At 69.9% G+C, this 17,440-nt stretch carries 15 protein-coding genes; 6 read left to right on the top strand and 9 right to left on the bottom strand.

Annotated features, from left to right (window positions below):
• The first annotated feature begins 443 nt into the window (after window positions 1-443).
• From VGC13_RS21250 to VGC13_RS21240, 3 genes are all read left to right on the top strand, one after another.
• The gene (locus tag VGC13_RS21250; protein WP_331127297.1) at window positions 444-968 is read left to right on the top strand and encodes a hypothetical protein; all 525 of its coding nucleotides are present in this window, start codon (window positions 444-446) and stop codon (window positions 966-968) included.
• A gap of 170 nt (window positions 969-1,138) precedes the next feature.
• The gene (locus VGC13_RS21245) at window positions 1,139-2,296 is read left to right on the top strand and encodes a type 1 glutamine amidotransferase domain-containing protein (RefSeq protein WP_331127296.1); all 1,158 of its coding nucleotides are present in this window, start codon (window positions 1,139-1,141) and stop codon (window positions 2,294-2,296) included.
• A gap of 490 nt (window positions 2,297-2,786) precedes the next feature.
• The gene (locus tag VGC13_RS21240) at window positions 2,787-4,064 is read left to right on the top strand and encodes a 3-deoxy-D-manno-octulosonic acid transferase (protein ID WP_331127295.1); all 1,278 of its coding nucleotides are present in this window, start codon (window positions 2,787-2,789) and stop codon (window positions 4,062-4,064) included.
• Window positions 4,065-4,578: 514 nt separating this feature from the next.
• Here VGC13_RS21240 and VGC13_RS21235 read toward each other — a convergent pair.
• From VGC13_RS21235 to VGC13_RS21210, 6 genes are all read right to left on the bottom strand, one after another.
• Complete coding sequence (locus VGC13_RS21235; protein ID WP_331127294.1) at window positions 4,579-4,758, bottom strand: hypothetical protein; 180 nt, start codon at window positions 4,756-4,758, stop codon at window positions 4,579-4,581.
• 431 nt (window positions 4,759-5,189) lie between these two features.
• Window positions 5,190-5,414 carry a hypothetical protein gene (locus tag VGC13_RS21230; protein ID WP_331127293.1) on the bottom strand — a complete coding sequence of 75 codons (225 nt, stop codon included), beginning with the start codon at window positions 5,412-5,414 and terminating at the stop codon, window positions 5,190-5,192.
• Window positions 5,415-5,633: 219 nt separating this feature from the next.
• On the bottom strand, window positions 5,634-5,792 hold the full coding sequence (locus VGC13_RS21225; protein WP_331127292.1) for a hypothetical protein: 159 nt from the start codon (window positions 5,790-5,792) through the stop codon (window positions 5,634-5,636).
• Window positions 5,789-7,882, bottom strand: a complete 2,094-nt coding sequence (gene ftsH / locus VGC13_RS21220; RefSeq protein ID WP_331127291.1) for an ATP-dependent zinc metalloprotease FtsH — start codon at window positions 7,880-7,882, stop codon at window positions 5,789-5,791. Before ftsH ends, VGC13_RS21225 begins: the two co-directional genes overlap by 4 nt.
• 203 nt (window positions 7,883-8,085) lie before the next feature.
• Window positions 8,086-8,721 carry a hypothetical protein gene (locus tag VGC13_RS21215; RefSeq protein WP_331127290.1) on the bottom strand — a complete coding sequence of 212 codons (636 nt, stop codon included), beginning with the start codon at window positions 8,719-8,721 and terminating at the stop codon, window positions 8,086-8,088.
• A 36-nt stretch (window positions 8,722-8,757) separates the two neighbouring features.
• Window positions 8,758-9,495, bottom strand: coding sequence for a hypothetical protein (locus tag VGC13_RS21210; RefSeq protein ID WP_331127289.1), 738 nt, complete (start codon window positions 9,493-9,495; stop codon window positions 8,758-8,760).
• Between the two features lie 116 nt (window positions 9,496-9,611).
• On the opposite strand from VGC13_RS21210, the gene VGC13_RS21205 reads away from it, so the two are divergent.
• Window positions 9,612-10,400 carry a carboxypeptidase regulatory-like domain-containing protein gene (locus tag VGC13_RS21205; RefSeq protein WP_331127288.1) on the top strand — a complete coding sequence of 263 codons (789 nt, stop codon included), beginning with the start codon at window positions 9,612-9,614 and terminating at the stop codon, window positions 10,398-10,400.
• Window positions 10,401-10,428: 28 nt separating this feature from the next.
• Window positions 10,429-10,896, top strand: coding sequence for a hypothetical protein (locus VGC13_RS21200; protein WP_331127287.1), 468 nt, complete (start codon window positions 10,429-10,431; stop codon window positions 10,894-10,896).
• A gap of 3 nt (window positions 10,897-10,899) precedes the next feature.
• Here VGC13_RS21200 and VGC13_RS21195 read toward each other — a convergent pair whose 3' ends face one another.
• Window positions 10,900-11,298: a hypothetical protein gene (locus tag VGC13_RS21195; RefSeq protein WP_331127286.1), complete on the bottom strand. Its 399-nt coding sequence runs from the start codon at window positions 11,296-11,298 to the stop codon at window positions 10,900-10,902.
• 121 nt (window positions 11,299-11,419) lie between these two features.
• On the opposite strand from VGC13_RS21195, the gene VGC13_RS21190 reads away from it, so the two are divergent.
• Window positions 11,420-11,602 carry a hypothetical protein gene (locus VGC13_RS21190; RefSeq protein WP_331127285.1) on the top strand — a complete coding sequence of 61 codons (183 nt, stop codon included), beginning with the start codon at window positions 11,420-11,422 and terminating at the stop codon, window positions 11,600-11,602.
• Between the two features lie 528 nt (window positions 11,603-12,130).
• Here the strand turns inward: VGC13_RS21190 and VGC13_RS21185 are convergent.
• Together VGC13_RS21185 and VGC13_RS21180 are read right to left on the bottom strand one after the other, a co-directional pair.
• Entirely contained in the window at window positions 12,131-13,792 is a 1,662-nt protein-coding gene (locus VGC13_RS21185; RefSeq protein WP_331127284.1) for a hypothetical protein, read from the bottom strand.
• Between the two features lie 36 nt (window positions 13,793-13,828).
• Complete coding sequence (locus VGC13_RS21180) at window positions 13,829-17,119, bottom strand: SusC/RagA family TonB-linked outer membrane protein (RefSeq protein ID WP_331127283.1); 3,291 nt, start codon at window positions 17,117-17,119, stop codon at window positions 13,829-13,831.
• Between the last annotated feature and the right edge of the window lie 321 nt (window positions 17,120-17,440).

The following is a 17,440-nucleotide window of genomic DNA, read 5'->3' as shown; positions in this document are numbered from 1 at the left end:
GTGGTTGTTGCAGCGAATTCATTCGCCATTGCTGCCCTCCTGCCCTCCTGCCCTCCTGCCCTTTCTGCCCTTTCTGCCCTTCCTGCCCTTCCTGGCTTCTGCCCCTTCCTGCCTTCCTGCCCTTGCCACCTGCTCGCCCCCGGATCGACACCCCGCCGTCATGGACGATGCCGCAGGAGCGTCCTACTCTGTTGTCGTTCCGCAGGGACGCGTCCCACCCCGTCCGGAGCATTCCCCATGCGCAGCAAGCTGTGGCTGGCCCTGGCGCTGTGTCCCGCGCTGATGGCCTCGCAGTGCATACACCCCGTGGACGTGGGCGTAACGCCCGCCCCGCGCACCGGCGACGCGCCCGCGTTCCGGTTCGGCTACCGCGGCGACCCGCTGACGTACGTGGAGGAGTTCCAGGTGGCGGACTGCCAGGCGACCAACGCGGAGCGCGTCACGTGGCGCATCGTACGCGATGGACAGACGCAACCGACAGCGAGCCGCTGCGGATCACGTACGGCGTGCCGCCGCGGGGCTACCGCCAGGAAACGCCGCCGCGGACGCTGGCGCCGGGAGGCTGCTACCGCGCGTCCGCCGTGGCGATGGCGCCGGTGGGCGAGACGCTGGGTCCTCCGTCCGGGGGCGAAACGTTCCGCCTGCTCCCCAACGGCCAGGTCATCGTGGGCGAGCCGGGGGCGATCTTCAGCAACACGCGCCCGTTCCGCCAGCTGAACCGCGCCTCCGTAGGCTGCACGCGCGGCTGGCGGCGGGCGGACACGGCGGCGGACAGCGCGGCGGTGGATGCGCGGGAGTACGAGGTGCTGGACGCGCGCGTGTCGTGCGGTTGGCTCTTCACCCAGTGGCCCGGCGTGGTGGAGGAGCCCGTCAGCACCGAGCGCGCCAGCCTGACGCTGGCCGGCCTGCTGGCCATCTACGTGGGCCTGGGCCTTCTCTCCGAATACATCCCCGACATCCCGCAGTGATCCCGCGCGACGAGGCCGCCCCCTTCACCCCTTCACCCCTTCACCCGTTCACCCGTTCACCCGTTCACCCCTTCACCTCCCCGCCCGGCAAGCCTCTTGCACCACGGCGGCACCCTGCGCCGCGCTCGGAGCCGTGGCGCGCGGAGGCCAAAACCAGGAGAGAGGGTGCCATGCATCACGTTGATCTGACCGGGCTGCGGGTGGCGGTGCTCGCGGCGGACGGGGCCGAGCAGGTAGAGATCACCTCGCCCGTGGACGCGCTGGAGGACCACGGCGCGGACGTGGAGATCGTGTCGCTGCGCCCCGGGCGCCTGCGCACCGTCAACTTCATGTATCCCGGCAAGAAGGTGCGCGTGCACCGCACCCTGCGCACCGCCGACGCCGAGGACTACGACGCGCTGCTGCTGCCGGGCGGCCTCATCAGCCCCGACACGCTGCGCCAGAACGAGCAGGCGCTGGACTTCGTGCGCGGGTTCGACCGCGTGGGCAAGCCCATCGCCGTCATCTGCCACGGCCCCTGGCTGCTGGTCTCCGCCGGGCTGGTGGTGCGCCGCAACCTCACCTGCTGGCCGGGAATCAGGGACGACGTGCGCAACGCCGGCGCCATCTACCACGACGAGCCGATGGTGCGCGACCGCAACTGGGTGTCCAGCCGCGGCCCGCAGGACCTGCGTCACTTCAACCGCGGCATGCTGGAGCTGTTCGCCGAGTTCGTGCCGCTGGCGCCCTCCGCGCCGGAGTACGCCGAGACGCGTCCGCGGCCGCGTCCCCGCCGCGAGCGCAGCCTGCCCATCGGCCGCATGCTGGGCGGCGGCGCCGTGGCGGCCGGGCTGGCGTACCTCATCAGCCAGCAGCTGGGCCGCGAGACCGGGGCCGAGATGGAGTACGTAGAGGTGGTGGACCTGGAGCCCGACACCATCGACGTGTACGACGACGTCGAGTACGACGACGACGTCACGCTGGCCGGCGGCTACGCGGGCGGCATGCCCTACCGCGAGGGCGGCCCCGAGTACACCGCGGGCACCACGGGCTACCTGGGCAGCGACGGCGGCGGCTATGACACCGTCGAAACGGACCTGGGCACCGGCGGCACGGCCGGCACGGGAGCGGCCGGCGTCGGCCTGGGCGGCGGTGGCGTGGCGGACACCGACTATCGCACCGGGACCGGCACGGGAACGGGGATGGGGATGGGGTCCGGAGCCGGTGTCGCCGGGATGGGCACGGGCCTGGGAGCCGGCGTCGGAACCGGGGTGGGTACGGGCTCCGGGACCGCGAGCGGCACGGGGACCGGCGGATTCGGCAACGTGGGCGGATCCGGCCCGATCTGATCCCGGCAGGTGCCCAAACGCGAGCGGGGGCGGCCACGACGGTCGCCCCCGCTTTGCTTTCCGTCGATCTCGCCGTCCAGGCCGAAGCCTCATCCGACCGGGAAAAAGAAATGGGCCTCACCCAGAGGGCACAGAGGCCATAGGGGTTTCTCGTGCCGTTTCCTCCGCTCTCTCACCGTCGGAAACGCGGAACCGTAGTGAGCGGAGGCATGGCGCGCCGGTCGACGAGGCACGAGCCGGCGTGATGTGTCGGGAACGGAACAGAGATGGAATGCGGCAGGGAGCCATCCGCGTTTTTTGGAAAAGCATGCCCATCGGCGGATGATCTCCGCGGCGCCCCGGAACCGGCCGCCACGACCACCTGATGCGCGATCTTTGGAGCCCTCCACCCGCTCCACAACGTCAGGGACGCGTGCGTTCCAGGCCGCGCCCCAGGTTTGAGGACGGGCCCCACTATCCCCCCTCCCGCCGCGCGCCTACTTTTCGGCGCATGTCCATTCCCGAAGCGCTCTACACCGTAGCCCTGCGCGCCGCGCGCCCCCTGCTGCCGCTGGCCGCGGGCGGCGAGGGCAAGCTCGCGCGCGGCATCCGCGGGCGCGCGGGCGTGCTGGAGCGCATGGAGGCGTGGGCGCGCGTGCACCGCGACCCCGCGCGCCCGCTGGTGTGGTTCCACGCGCCCAGCGTGGGCGAGGGGCTGCAGGCGCGCGCCGTGGTGCAGGCGTTCCGCGCGCGCCGGCCGGACGCGCAGGTGGCGTACACCTTTTTCTCCCCCTCCGCCGAGGCGTTCGCCCGCACCGTCCACGCCGACGTCGCGGACTACCTGCCGCTGGACGTCCCCGCGGACGTGCACCGTGCGCTGGATGCCCTTCGTCCGTCTGTCATCGCGTTTTCCAAGACGGACGTGTGGCCCATCCTCACCCGCGAGGCATGGTCCAGGAGCGTCCGCCTGGCGATGCTCAGCGGCACCCTTCCCGCCGCGTCCAGCCGCCTGCGCGGCCCCGCGCGCGCCCTGCTGGCCCCCGCGTACGGCCGGCTGGACGCCGTCGCCGCCATCTCGCCGGAGGACGCGGAGCGCTTTGGCGCGCTGGGGGTGCCGGCGCAGCGGCGCAGCGTGATGGGCGACGCGCGCTTCGACCAGGTGTGGGCGCGCGCCGCCGCCGTGGACCGCGGCTCGGACCTGCTGCGCCCCTTCGGCGGATACGGCGGCGTAACGCTGGTGGCCGGCTCCACCTGGCCGCCGGACGAGGAGCGCCTGGTCCCCGCCGTAGGCGCCCTGCGCGCGTCGGGCCACCCGGTCCGGCTCATCCTCGTCCCGCACGAGCCCACGCCCGAGCACCTTTCCCGCTCCACCGGGCTGCTGCGGCGCGCAGGATCGCCCCCCGTCCGCCTGTCCGAGGTGGAGGGCGGCGCGGGGCCCGGGGAAACCGTGCTGGTGGATCGAGTGGGCGTGCTCGGCGACCTGTACGCGCTGGCGGACGTGGCGTACGTGGGGGGGGGATGGGGAACGGCGGGCCTGCACTCCGTGCTGGAACCCGCCGCGTTCGGCGTCCCGGTGCTCTTTGGCCCGCGCCACGCCAACGCCCGCGAAGCCGCCGCGCTGATCGCCGCCGGCGGCGCCTTCGAGTGGGGGGAGGATGAATCCACCCTCCGCACCCTCGTCGCCGGCCCTGCCCGCGCCCGGACGGCGGGCGATGCCGCGCGCCGCTACGTGGAAGCCGGCCTGGGCGCCGCCGAGCGCGGCGCCGACGTCATCGAGCGGCTGCTGTAGCGACGCGGATCGCGCCGGACCCCGGCGGACAGCGCGCAGAGGCGGATGGCGCAGAAAGCGATCCGGATCATCTCAGAGGGTGTTCAAGAATCCGACGCTGCACATCCAGGCAGATCTACCAGCGCTGTCATTCCGAGGCCCGGCCACGCCGCAGCCTGCTTTCACACCAGAGGTTGCAATGCCGAGGAATCCCCTGTCGGGATTGCTGGAGAGCAGACGCGGTAGCCCGTGCCTGCTTCGCGGCTACGACACGGGCGGACAGGGCCAGTGCCGGAGCGGTGCGGCGGGGCACCAGCAGCAGACAGTAGATTTCTCAGTCGGCGCGCAGGATTTCGTGCGAGCCGATGGTGCGGTGTGGCGCCTCCTTCGAAATGACATACGGGCGCGAGCGCAGGGATTCTTGAACACACTCTCACAGGTCGATCCGCTGTGGAGGGGGATCACGCCGTGCCAACAAAACAGCGCGCCCCGGCGATCGATCTCGCCGGGGCGCGCCGTGCATTGCCGCGCTGGATCAGCAGGCGCAGGGGCCGGTGACCTTGGGATCGGTCGTCGGCGGGCACCAGATGCCGCACGTCCACTGCCCGTAGGTGGCGGCCGCGGCGCCGTTCACCGTGCCGCGCTCCTCGGCCGTCTCGGCGGTCTGGAACGAGTTCACCCGCAGGTCGTCCGTGTTCAGGGTCAGCTTCTTCATCGTCAGATCTCTCCGGGAATTTAATGTGCGAGCCGTGCGACTGGCACCGGCAAGGGTCGCTGTGCACACGGCCCGCGGGGAGTACTCCGTCTGCGAGCCCGGCACGGGCTCCTTGGCGAGCAGGGTGCCATCACACGCGGTGGCTCCAATCTATCGCAACCTGCGCAAATTGAAAGCGGGCGACAGCATAAGACCAATCTTCCGCAGCAAAGCAAAGGCAGCGGAGTTCCTCCACTGCCTCCACCTGGACCGGGATGAAAACCGGGCCCGGCCAGATCGTCGTTCCAGGAAAGGCGCGGCGCCGCACCTTCCTGAACCCGGAAAACCGTGGCGCCGGCGCGATCCCCCCATGCTGGGCGGCAGGGTTTCCCACCGCCTCCGTTCTGCGAGACCCCGGGTGAGACCGGGCGCTTACGGATTCCGCATGCGGATCAGTAGTAGCACGAGCAGAAGGTGGTGTAGCCGTTGCTCTCGCAAAAGCCGCCCAGCGCGCCCCGCTGTCTGCAGTTCAGGTCGCAGCTGTACGCGGCACAGTACGCCTTGCTGCCGGCCTTTGCCGGCTGCGGCGACGCGAACGCCTGCACCGCGCCAAAGCCCAGGGTGAGCACGGTTGCCAGCGAGAACGCCGCGTTGCGGAATCGAACCGATCCGAGCATGGGATGTCTCCGGGACGTGGGAACGAAGGAGGGATCGCCGGCCCACTCAGGACCGGCACGCCATGATAATCGCCCGATCATTGCTTTGCAATATTAGTCTTTAAACGATATTGATAATACATAGATCCTCCGCGTAGCGCACCGCTTCCGGCAGAAGGCGGACGACCCTCCCCGGCATCCGCCGGAGAGGGTCGTTCAGGCCATCGGACGTTCGGCGCTCTACTCCGCCGACGAGTCCCGCTCTCCCTCCGCCTGCGAGGGCTTGTCTTCGGGGCCGTCCAGCCGGCGCTCCGTGGGCGTGGTGGGCCGCTCGGGCTCGGGCTGGTCCTGCTCGTCCACCGAGTGCGGGCTCTTGTCCTCGTAGCGCGGGTCTCTCACCGTTTCCTCCGGGGTCGGTTGGGCCTGGTCGGCTCGGGCGACGCGGTGGACGTGTCCAGCCGCGTCGCGTCGGGGTCGGACGGCGGCACCACGTCGATCGAGAGCGGCGCCGCGGAAGGCTCCACCGCCGTGGCCGCCGCCTGCGCGCCCCCGCCCAGCGGCGTGGGGGGCGGCGTCTCCACCACGCGGTCCGGAGAGGGCTCGTGCGTGCGCGGCGGCAGGCCCATGATCTCGCGCAGCTCCGCCTCGTCCACCACCTCCTTTTCCAGCAGCCGCTTCGCCAGCACCTCCAGCACGTCGCGGTCCTGCGTCAGCAGCCGGCGCACCCGCTCGTAGGTGCCCTCGATCAGCCCGCGGATCTCGCCGTCGATCTCGCGCGCCGTTTCTTCGCTGTAGTTGCGCTGCGCGGGCATGCCCCCGTCGCCCTGCAGGAACTGGCTGCGCCGCGGCCCGCTCAGGTTCACCGGGCCCAGCTCGCGCGACATGCCGTACTCCATCACCATGCTGCGCGCCAGCTCCGTCACCCGCTCCAGGTCGTTCCCCGCGCCCGTGCTGATCTCGTTGAAGACGATCTCCTCGGCCACGCGCCCGCCCAGCAGCACCGCGATGCGGTCCATCAGCTCCTGCTTGGTGAGCAGGTAGCGGTCTTCGGTGGGCAGCTGCTGCGTGTAGCCCAGCGCCGCCACGCCGCGGGGGATGATGGAGATCTTGTGCACCGGGTCGGCCGTGGGCACCCGCTCGGCCACGATGGCGTGCCCCGCCTCGTGGTAGGCCACGATCGTCCGCTCCTTGTCGTTGATCAGGCGGTTCTTCTTTTCCAGCCCCGCGATGATGCGGTCCACCGCCTCGTCGATCTCCAGCATCCCCACTTCGCTCTTGTCGCGCCGGGCCGCCAGCAGCGCCGCCTCGTTCAGCAGGTTGGCCAGGTCGGCGCCCACGAACCCCGGCGTGCGCCGGGCGATGCGCTCCAGCTGCAGGTCGGGCCCCAGCGCGATCCCCTTGCTGTGGATCTTCAGGATCTCCAGCCGTCCCTGCCAGTCGGGCCGGTCCACCAGCACCTGCCGGTCGAAGCGCCCCGCCCGCAGCAGCGCCGGGTCCAGGATCTCGGGGCGGTTGGTGGCCGCCATGATGATGACGCCGATGCGCGGGTCGAACCCGTCCATCTCCACCAGCAGCTGGTTCAGCGTCTGCTCGCGCTCGTCGTTGCCGCCCAGCATGTTGCCGGGCGAGCGCGCCTTGCCCAGCGCGTCCAGCTCGTCGATGAAGATGATGCAGGGCGCCTGCGCCTTGGCCTGCGCGAACAGGTCGCGCACCCGCGCCGCGCCCACGCCCACGAACATCTCCACGAACTCGGCGCCCGAGATGGAGAAGAAGGTGACCCCCGCCTCGCCCGCCACCGCCCGCGCCAGCAGCGTCTTCCCCGTTCCCGGCGGGCCCACCAGGAGCACGCCCTTGGGAATCTTGGCGCCCAGCTTGGCGAACTTGTCGGGGGTCTTCAGGAACTCCACCACCTCCTGCAGCTCCACCCGGGCCTCGTCCACCCCCGCCACGTCGCCGAAGGTGACGCCCGTTCCCTCCTCGCCCACGATGCGGGCCTTGCTCTTTCCGACCGTCAGCACCCCCTGCGTGGGGTTCATCCGCCGGAACATGAACACCCAGAAGCCCACGATCAGCAGCAGGGGAAAGAGCCACGCCAGCAGAAAGCCCCAGCGCCCCTCCTCCACGCCCGTGTAGGGAACGTTGCGGGCCTCCAGCAGCTCGATCAGGTGCTTGTCCTCGACCCCGGGGAGCGTGGCGCGCCAGCGGTCCGGCCCGTCGCCCTTGCTGATGGTGGTGTCGGGGATCGCCTCGATGCTGGTGGCGCCAATGCGCACCTCCTTCACCTGGCGGTCGCTGATGCGGTTCTTGAGCTCGCTGTAGGGAACCGTCCGGGCGCGCGCGGGCGCAAAGAACTGGTTCAGCAGCACCAGCCCCAGGAACAGCAGGAGCAGCGGGAGCAGCGAGAAGCGCGGCGGACGCGGCACGCCGGGCTTGGCCCGGCGATCCCGCGGTGACTTGCGGCGCTCGTTGGGAAAGTTGGGTTCGGCCATGCTGGCGGCGGGCGCAAACTCCGGACCAGTGCCGGGACGTCGCGCGGCGGCGAGGTGGATGCGGGGTTCGGCGAGAGAATGGTCTCACCCGGAGGAGGCAGAGGAAGCGTAGGGGGTTCCCCTGCTTCCCCTGCTTCCTCCGCGTGAGACGGGTGTTTTTGCGGACCGGGATGCGTGGGGCCCGGAACCTCAGGACCGCCCGATCAGCGGTTCAGCGGGATCAGGTAGCTCACGCCCACGGTGAACCCGCCCGGCTTGGACTCGCCGCCCAGCTGAATGGCCAGCGTGCGCGCCACCTGAAAGAAGACGCCGCCCAGGAAGTTGACGTGGGTGCCGGACTCCTCCTCGTCTCGCACCCAGTACACCCCCGCCCGCCCCAGCTGCCGTTCGGCGTCGTAGTATTCCACGTACTGGGTGCCGTTCACGTATCCGGCGCCCCCGTACACCGTGAGCTGCGAGCTCAGCCCGCGCATCAGGGCCACGTTCACCGACCGCCAGGCGCCCTGCGAGCTCAGCTCCGCGTCGCCCCCCGCCGCGATCACTTCGGCCGAGGTCAGGTCGGGCTCGTACCATTCTTTGTCTTCGGGCGACTCGGTGGCGAACTTGGCGTCCACGTACAGCCCCATCCCGCCCAGCAGGTCGGTGACCGCGTGCGCGCTCACGCCCACGAACTGGTTGGGGATGTTGGCCGTGTACCCGATGCCCAGGTGGGGCTGCCAGGGCAGGTTGCGCGGATAGTTGTTCACCTGCGCGTCCGCCCGCTGCGGCGGGGCAAAGGCGGCCAGCGCCAGCGCGGCGGCGGCAAACCGGCGAAGGTGCGGACGACGGGACGTGGTCATGAGCATTCTCCAGGAAAAGAAGGTTGGTCGCGCGGCTCAGCCGCGCACGCGGATGGGTACCATGATCTCACCGGGAACCGGCACGCCGTCCAGCACGGCCGGGTAGAACCGCAGCCCGCGCAGCTGGTCGCGCAGGGTGCGTTCGTAGCTTCCGCCGGTGGTGCCGCCGCGCGCCACCACCGCGTCGTACACGAAGCCCAGCGGGTCCACCGCCACGCGCATCAGCATCACGCGCTCGCGCCGTCCGTTGCGGTAGCGCAGCCCCGCCCCCATGTACGAAGCCAGCTCCGTCTCCACCTGCGCGCTCAGGGGGCGCGGCGGGCAGTACTCGCGCGGGGCCACGACGTACGAGATGTCCTCGTCCATGCGGATCAGCAGGCGCGCGCCCCAGGGGGCCTGGCGCTCCGGCGCCCTGCGCAGGCTGGCGAACACCATCTCCTGCACCGGGCCCAGCGCCGCCGGGTCCATGGTGTGCAGCACCGGGTCGCGGCGAATGTTCAGCCCGTCGGGCTGAAACCACAGCGTCATCACCACGATCCCGCCCGGCGCGCCGGTGCTGTCGCTCATCTGGCCCAGCGACGCGCTCAGGCGGGCGGTGTCGACCAGCGCCGCCACGGGGGGCAGGGCGTCGGTCTGCGCTTCGGGGCCGCAGCGGCCCACCGGCGTCACCGCCGGATCGGGCTCGTGCGCCGCCCCCGCCACCGCGGGCGAGCACGCCCCCGCGGCAAGCAGCAGGCACAGGGCGGCGCCCCGGACAGAATCGCACGGGCTCATGCGTTTCACCAGTCGACAAGCCGCGAACGCCCGCGGGGTCTTACCCGGCATGGTCCACCTCCTGCAGTGTAAGTTGACCCCGGCCCACCACCACCTCCGCACCGGGATGCATCGCCATGATCCGTCCATCCCTGCTCGCCGCCGTGCTGTGCCTTCTGCTCAGCGCCGCATCCGCCTCCGCCCAGACCCGCGTGTCGGGCACCGTCCTGGACGACCAGACCGGGCAGCCGGTCGCGGGGGCACGCATCGAAATCCTGGACTGGGGGGCACGCAAGCTGGCCGAGCGGGTAACAGATGCCAACGGGGTGTTCGAGTACACCTTCTCGCGGCCCAACTCGTTCCGGGTCCGCGTAACGCGGCTGGGCTATGCCCGGGTGGTCACTCCCGAGCTGTCGACCGGCCGTCATACGTACCTCAACGTGCAGGTACGGCTGAAATCTGACACGGTGCTCCTGGCGCCGCTAGCGGTGGTGGCCCGGGGCGCGTCGCCGCCCAGCCCCCTGCTGGACGGGTTCTACGCACGCGCGGGCGCCGGCTTCGGCACCTACTACACGCGCGACGAGATCGAGCGGCTGCGCCCCTCGCGCCTGAGCGACGTGGTGCTGCGCACCCCCGGCTTCTTCGTGGGGGGCGGCAGCGTGGGGCGCCAGCTGTACAGCTCGCGGGCGGGCGGGGTGAACCGGGACTGCCCGGCCCAGATCTACATCGACGGATTCCTGCTCAACCCGCGCAGCCGGTCGGGCGAGGTGATCGGCATGGCGCTGGACGACGCGGTCCTCCCGCAGGACGTGGAGGGGATCGAGATCTACCGCGGGCTTTCGACCGTGCCCGCCGAGTTTCTGAACGAAGACGCCAAGTGCGCCGTCGTCGCCGTGTGGACGCGGCGGGGCGGAGACCGCTCATGAACCCCTGAACGTGAACCCTGGAACCACCATGACCGCAGCACGCACCGCGCTGGCCATTGCGGCGCTTCTCGCCGGCACCGCCGGCTGCACCGACATCAAGTACCACCAGCAGACCGCCTGGCAGGCCCGGCTCATCCCCGAGATCGGGCTCGAGGACCCCACGGCCACCGTGGCCGCGGTCACCCGCCGCGCCACCACCATCCAGGCCGGCATCACCCTGGTGGGCGAGCCCAACACCACCTACGCGTGGGAGATCGGGCAGGGGCCGTGCACGACGGCGTCGTCCACCCGCCGCATCGGGGTGCTGGGGTCGTACCCCAACCTGACCACCGACGCAAACGGCGACGCCGAGATCGCGCAGACGTTCATCAACGGCTCGCTGGAGCGGGGGCTGGCGTACTACGCGGCCGTCGTGGACCCCGCCAACCGCAACGAGGTCCTGGCCTGCGGCCGGCTGGAAGGGTTCTCGACCGAGGGCAACGGCGTCACCGGCTAAGGGCTAGCGGGTCTCGATGACGATGGCCCCCAGGACCTTGCGCGAGCCCAGCCCCGCCAGGGTGGCGGAGGCGGTGGCCGCGTCCAGGTAGCGCAGCCGGCGCGCCAGCCCCGGGTGAAGCTGCCGCAGGACCTCGGGGCCGCCCAGGAAGCTGGCGTCCTGAAAGACCACCACCTCGTCCCCGCCCGACAGGCTGCGGGCGGACCTGCGCAGCCACTGCGGCCGGATGCGCTCGATCACCTGGTACAGGTTCAGCGAGCTCAGCTCCGCCATCTGCTCCTGGGTGATCACGTCCGAGCGGCCGCGCGCCTCGCGCACCTCGCCGTCGGACGGCGAGGCGGACGGGGCGGAGGTGGCGGCCGGAGTGCACGCGGACAGGGCGGACGACACCATGGCGAACATCAGCAAGCGCGGGAATGGGCTTGACTTATGCATGGCGAGAGGTTATAGGTTAGGGTGGGCGGATGAACACATCTTGCGCGTCGCAAAGGCGGCGATGCAGCAAAGCAAGGGAGACGTGAAGATGAAACTGACCAGAAAGCTTATTGCACTCTGCGTGCTGGCGCCAGTGGCGTTTGGGGCGTGTGGGGGCGGAGGCCAGCCCACGCTTCCTGACGGCAAGTCCCCCGGCGACTCGCCGAAGGATCCGCCCCCGCCGGGCGACGCCATGCTGTCGCCGGTCGGTGCGCCGGTGGTGCTCGTCTAAGGGCCCTGCCGGGTCGCCTGTGAAGGCCTACGGGCCCATCCGCGTCTCGCGGGTGGGCCCGTGTTCGTTCCCCCATCCCCCGGCGTTCCCGCCCCCCGCGCCTGGAATCATGATACCCGATCCGGGAAAACAACACCTTTCATGAGTACAGAGGAACAGAGTCAGACAGAGAAGAGAGCTGAACGTCGTCCTGGCTCCTCTGTCTGACTCTGTTCCTCTGTACGATCATTCTTTTTCAGGATCTGGTATGAGCATGAAAGGATGAGACGGCCCGCGGGGGAATGCACAATCGGGCCAAGCATCTGGTAGAAGAGCATCACACGCGGGAAGCAGAGCAGTCTGACTCTGCTTCCTCCGCGCCTCTGCGTCTCCGCGCCTCTGCGTGAGGCCAGGCAGTCCGGGCGGCATGGCAACTGATCCGGATCGGGTATGACACGAACAGGTCTTTTGCGGACCGGCAGGACGAACGAAGACGGGGGCCGCGTCTTGCGACGCGACCCCCGTTTTTACGAACCAGCGGAAACCGGCTTACTGGTCGAAGCCGTACGTGCTGCCCGGCGCGGAGAACTCGTTCGCGCCACCGTACGTGTTGACCGGCAGGCCAAGCACGCCCGCCTCGGCGGCCGGCATCGGCCACTGGAGCGGAGTGCCCACGTACAGGTCATTCCACCCGCGCCCGTCGAAGAACCACGTGGTGTGATAAGGCCCGGTCATGTACGTCTCCAGGCGCTTCTCCCACTTCAGCATCTCGAACAGGTTGCCGCAGCTGCCGTTCGGCAGCTTGGGCACGCAGCTGGTGTTGAGGCCGGCCGCGTTGGTCGCGTTCAGACCGCCCACGCCCACGCGCGTCTCGTTGATGATGGTAGCCGCGCCCGCCAAGTCGCCCGTGCGGAACCGGCCCTCGGCCATCAGGAGCCGCATCTCGTCGGCCTTGATCCAGGGGTGCGAGGTGTAGTAGGCGCTCGGCTGCAGCACGCCCAGCGGGCGGTACCACGACCAGCGCCACTCGCCGCGCTCGGGACGGTTGTGCTGGGTCGCCGCGGAGAAGCGGAAGTACGGCAGGGCCGGGCACGTCGTCGACGTGCAGGTACCCTGGCTCGCCAGCTGCTCGGCCTGCGTGTTGCCCTGCGCGAAGCGCTTGTCCGGAGTACGGATCAGCACGCGCTCGCCGGTCGGGTACGGGTTGGTGGGGTAGCGCGCGCCTAGCGGGCGGCTCAGCCACGCCTGGTACGAGCCCGACTGGTCGGCCATGCCGATGATGAACAGCGGCATCTGGCCCCACGTGGACAGCGTGGGGTAGGCCAGCAGGAACACGCCCAGGTCCGTCAGCGCCTGGTCCTGGTTGATCTGCCAGTCGGCCGTGACGCCGGCCTGCGCGTCCGCCATGACCTGCGTCCAGTTCACCGCCGCACGCTCCGCGGGGGTGCGGGCGACGCTGGCGCGGTAGCGCGCCTGCAGCGAGTTCGAGATGGCGATGAGCTCCGTCATCGTCACGTTCGCATCACCCTTCGTGGAGAACATCCAGTCGGAGGGGATGGTGATGCTGGCCGCCGCCGGCGACGAAGCCATGGCGATGGCCGCGTCGAAGTAGCCCATCGCGGCGCTCATCACCTCGTTGTACGTCTTGGGCTCACCCAGCTGGGCCGGAGCGCCGCTCTCGTCGAGCACCGCCACCGTCTCGTCGATGATGAAGCCCTTGTCGTACAGCACCGCGATCGACGCGTGGCTGAGGCCCTGCATGAACTTGCCGAAGATCTTGGCGCGCAGCACGCCCGTCGCGCCCAGCTCGTCGGCCCAGTCCTCGTTGGCCTCGATCGCCCGCAGGCCCGTGGACACGGCCGACAGCGCCCGGTAGTTCTGGTTCCAGGAGTAGTCGATCACCGGGTACTCCCGGTGGGTCACCGTGTTGCGGATCTCGGAGCGCGGAAGGCGCGAGTACGTCAGGATTCCGAAGTTCGCCGCGGTCGAGGTCCACTGGAACGCCTGCGTGGACAGCGCGAACGCCGGCGAAGCCGTCGGGTCTCCGTCCCACTGCTCGCCCAGCAGCCACTGGCCGAAGGAGCCCTGGATCAGGGACTCCACGTCGCCGGCGGAGGTCAGGGCGACTTCACGACCCGGGTTGTTCGGGTTCGTGACTTCGAGGTCGGCGCACGCTGCTGCTCCGAAGAGCAGCAGCGAGCCGGCGACCATTGTCCGGAATGTATTCATGGTCTGAAAATCCCCCGCTTAGAAGTTTACCTCGACGCCCAGCGTCCAGGTCCGGAAGTTGGGGTACTGGTACCCTTCGACGCGGCCCAGCGCGGCAGAGCCCGTCTCACCGCCGGTGGCGCCGACCTCGGGGTCGAAGCCGCGGTAGTCCGTCCAGGTCTTGAGGTTGCGGCCCGTGAGCATGAGCGTCAGGCCGTCGACGCCCGAGATCCCCGGGAAGCGGCCCAGGATGCGGTCACCCAGGCTGTAGCGGAACGAGAGCTCGCGAAGCTTGACGAAGCTGCCGTCCTCGACGAAGGCCGAGCTCGCGCCCAGGCCGCTGGCGCCGTACAGGTCGCCGTAGTACGAGATCGGCTTCTGCAGCTCTTCCGGAATCCCGGCCTGGTCGGACAGACCGGCCTGGTTCTGGAACACCGCCCACTGCAGCGGCTGGTTGTACACCGAGATGCCCTGCACCGCGTTGAGCAGGCCGTACACCGACAGGCCGCCCCACGAGATGGTGGACGACAGGCCGACCGAGTAGTCGGGCAGCGTGCGGCCCAGCGGGCAGTAGTCGGTCTGGTTGCCCGTCACGCGGTCCACGCACAGGCCGCCGAACGGCTGGCCCCAGCGAAGCGCCGACATGAACGTGCCCGCCAGACGGATGTTGGCCGGGGCCAGCGTGCCCCAGTTGCGATCCTCGAGCGAACCACCCTCGCCGACCCACACCAGCAGGCCGTCGTCGTTCACGGCGAACTGGTCGCACTCACCGGCGATGCTGGCCGGCAGGTGCTCGCAGCTCTCGGCGAACTGCACGCCGTAGAAGGTGCCCAGCTCCTCGCCCTGACGGGCAAAGAACGCGGTCGCCAGCGCCTGGCCCGGCACGCCGTAGCGGAACCCGGAACCGGCCAGCTCGGTGATCTTGGAACGGGTGCGGTCGTAGTTGAGCCGCGCGTTCCAGGCGAAGTTGCCGCGCTCGAGCAGGCGCGTGTCCAGCGCCACTTCCCAGGTGTTGCTCTCCAGGGTGCCGGCGTTGGTGGTCCGCGTGCGGTAGCCCGTGAAGGCCGGCAGCGGCAGCGGCAGGATCTGGTCCTCGGTGACCGAGCGGGCGTAGTTCACGTCCAGCTGCACGCGGCCCTCGAGGAACCCGAACTCGATGCCCACCTCGTCCTCGGTGGTGAACTCGGGCTTCAGGTCGACGTTGCCCAGCGTGATCGGCACCACCGAGCCGCCGCTCACGTCGAACGTCTCGTACTGCGCCGCGAAGGCCGGACGGCCGCCCGCGGTGCCGCGCGAGTAGCGCAGCTTGAGCTCGTCCATCACCGGCAGGTTGAACCAGGGCTCCTCGGAGATGAGCCAGGCGCCGGCAAGGCGGTAGTACCACTGGCGGCGCTGCTCGGGCCCGAACAGCGAGCTGCCGTCGTTGCGCACCAGCGCGTCGATGATGTAGCGGTCCGCGATGTCGAAGTTCGTGATCGCGAAGTAGCCCTCGGAGCGCACCGGCTCCAGCGAGCTCTGCGCGCTGAAGTTGTCCGGATCGGCGATGTCGAAGTTGCGCAGCCCGCCCACCGCGAAGTCGTAGCCGGCGGTGAACACGTCCTCGGCGTCCGCCTGCTCGTACAGGTACCGGAACTGGGTACGGTTGGCGATGTTGTCCGTCAGGTCGAACCGGAAGGTACCGGTGACGCTGGCGTTGAGCGCCTCGGTAAGCAGCTGGTACCGGTCCAGGTAGCCCTCGTTGAACGTGGGGCTCGGCGTGATGGTGCGGTAGCCCTTGTGGTAGTAGTCCTCGTCCGAGCGGTCGAGGCGGTCGTAGCTCACATTGGCGTCCACGTCAAAGAAGTTCACCGGCGACACGCGCAGGTTCGCGCTGCCCATGAACCGGCCGCGACGGGTGCGATAGTCGCGGTTCAGCAGGTCGTAGATCGGGTTCGAGCTCTCGGTGTTGGTCGGGTGCGGCTGAAGGACCAGGTTGTTCGGGTCGTCCAGGCACTCGTTCTGGCGCTCGTCGGCGTCCGTCGCCGGATCGTCCTCGCAGGCGAACAGGTTCACACCGGCGGGCATGCGGGTCAGATCGAAGATCGGGTTGCCGTTGCCCTCGGGGAACTGGTCCGACTCGCTGCGGCTGTAGAACGCGCTGGCCTGCACCGCGATGTTGCTGCGGATGGCCTGGTCCACGTTCACGCGGAAGTTGTGGCGGTTCTGCCCCTCGAGACCCGGCAGAATGCCCGCGTCGTTCAGGTTGCTGTACGACACGTGGAAGTTGGTGAGGCCGGCCCGGCCCTCGGCCGCCACGTAGTGCTGCGAGAAGTCGCCCTCGCGGAAGAAGCGGTCCAGCTGGTCGTACGTCTGGCCCGGGTAGGCCTGGTTCTGGTACGTGTGGAACGCGTCCGAGCCGGCGATGGTCAGGCCGACGCAGTCCTGGAACGCGCACAGCTGGCCGCCGCTGTTCACGAAGAACTGGCCGCTGTCGGTGTCGACCAGCTTGTAGTGGTGCGACTCGGTGAGCAGCGCGTCCGGGGTGCCCGGGATGTTGCTGCGGCCGAACTCGGTGCGGGCCACGTAGCGCACGCGGTCGTCCGAGATGGCGCTGCCGCGGCGGGTGCGGATCTGGATCACGCCGTTGGCCGCGCGCGAGCCGTACAGCGAGGCGGCCGCGGCGCCCTTGAGCACCTCGATCTCCTCGATGTCCAGCGCGTCGATGTCCGAGATGCTGGCGTTCAGGATGACGCCGTCCACGATGTAGAGCGGCTCCTGGTCACGGCCCGAGGCGTTGATGCTCTTGGGGCCGCGCAGCAGCACGGAGGGAGCGGAGCCGGGGCGGCCGCTGCCCTGCACCACCGTGACGCCGGCCACCTTGCCCTGGAGCGCGGAAGCGGCGTTGGACGGCGGAACCACGATGTCCTCACCGGACACCTGGGCTACCTCGAAGGGCACCTTGCGCTCTTCGACGGCACCCGCGGTACCCGTGACCACCACATCCTCGAGGAGGATGATCTGGGCGGCCATGGTGAAGTTCTGGGTAAGCGTGGCGCCCGGCGACAGCGTGACGCTGCGCGACACCTGCGACAGACCCTGGCGCGAAGCCGTGATCTGCACGGACTGGCCGGCGCGGATGCGCCCGCCCGGGATGACCAGACGGTACGTACCGTCCGCACCGGTGCTCGCACCGGCGTTGAGGCTCTCGATGCGTACGAGCACCGCAGCCTCGGGTCCACCCTGCGCGTTGGTCACTCGACCAGTCACCGTTGCGGCCTCCTGGGCCAGCAGCGAGACCGGCGCGAGGGCCGCCGCGATCAGGACCGCGATCAGCCGACGGAATTGTCTCATTCCTCGTCCTCCTGTGTGCCGACGGTCCAGGGGGGACCGCCGAGGGATTGTTTCCGATGCCTGCGCACGCGGACGTCCAATGCATCGCGCGTCGCGCCGGGCCTTGCGCCGGACGCCCATGGAAGGCGCCGGGGCGGCCCGATCGGGGCACTGCCCTGCCGAGGTTCGTAGAGATCTGGGGTCGCCGACACCTCCTGCTGCGAAAGGATGGACGGTTGCTGGCTGATGGAAAAACGCGCGTGTTCGCGCGGGAACGCTCCGTTCGGTCTCGCCGGCCTGCGGCGCTGGGACAGATCCCGGCGGTGCGGGACGGTTGAATGC

The organism is Longimicrobium sp. (genome assembly GCF_036399255.1).
Classification (GTDB): Bacteria; Gemmatimonadota; Gemmatimonadetes; order Longimicrobiales; family Longimicrobiaceae; genus Longimicrobium.
The sequence above is the reverse complement of the archived record's forward strand: the minus strand, read 5'-3'. Positions and strand labels throughout refer to the sequence as shown.

Excerpts from the sequence above, each read along its gene's own strand:
- VGC13_RS21205 (WP_331127288.1), top strand. The coding sequence starts at position 9,612 with ATGATCCGTCCATCCCTGCTCGCCGCCGTGCTGTGCCTTCTGCTCAGC.
- VGC13_RS21200 (WP_331127287.1), top strand. The coding sequence starts at position 10,429 with ATGACCGCAGCACGCACCGCGCTGGCCATTGCGGCGCTTCTCGCCGGC.
- VGC13_RS21180 (WP_331127283.1), bottom strand. The coding sequence starts at position 17,119 with ATGAGACAATTCCGTCGGCTGATCGCGGTCCTGATCGCGGCGGCCCTC.
- VGC13_RS21240 (WP_331127295.1), top strand. The coding sequence starts at position 2,787 with ATGTCCATTCCCGAAGCGCTCTACACCGTAGCCCTGCGCGCCGCGCGC.
- VGC13_RS21210 (WP_331127289.1), bottom strand. The coding sequence starts at position 9,495 with ATGAGCCCGTGCGATTCTGTCCGGGGCGCCGCCCTGTGCCTGCTGCTT.
- VGC13_RS21195 (WP_331127286.1), bottom strand. The coding sequence starts at position 11,298 with ATGTTCGCCATGGTGTCGTCCGCCCTGTCCGCGTGCACTCCGGCCGCC.
- VGC13_RS21215 (WP_331127290.1), bottom strand. The coding sequence starts at position 8,721 with ATGACCACGTCCCGTCGTCCGCACCTTCGCCGGTTTGCCGCCGCCGCG.
- VGC13_RS21190 (WP_331127285.1), top strand. The coding sequence starts at position 11,420 with ATGAAACTGACCAGAAAGCTTATTGCACTCTGCGTGCTGGCGCCAGTG.
- VGC13_RS21235 (WP_331127294.1), bottom strand. The coding sequence starts at position 4,758 with ATGAAGAAGCTGACCCTGAACACGGACGACCTGCGGGTGAACTCGTTC.
- VGC13_RS21245 (WP_331127296.1), top strand. The coding sequence starts at position 1,139 with ATGCATCACGTTGATCTGACCGGGCTGCGGGTGGCGGTGCTCGCGGCG.
- ftsH (WP_331127291.1), bottom strand. The coding sequence starts at position 7,882 with ATGGCCGAACCCAACTTTCCCAACGAGCGCCGCAAGTCACCGCGGGAT.
- VGC13_RS21230 (WP_331127293.1), bottom strand. The coding sequence starts at position 5,414 with ATGCTCGGATCGGTTCGATTCCGCAACGCGGCGTTCTCGCTGGCAACC.
- VGC13_RS21185 (WP_331127284.1), bottom strand. The coding sequence starts at position 13,792 with ATGGTCGCCGGCTCGCTGCTGCTCTTCGGAGCAGCAGCGTGCGCCGAC.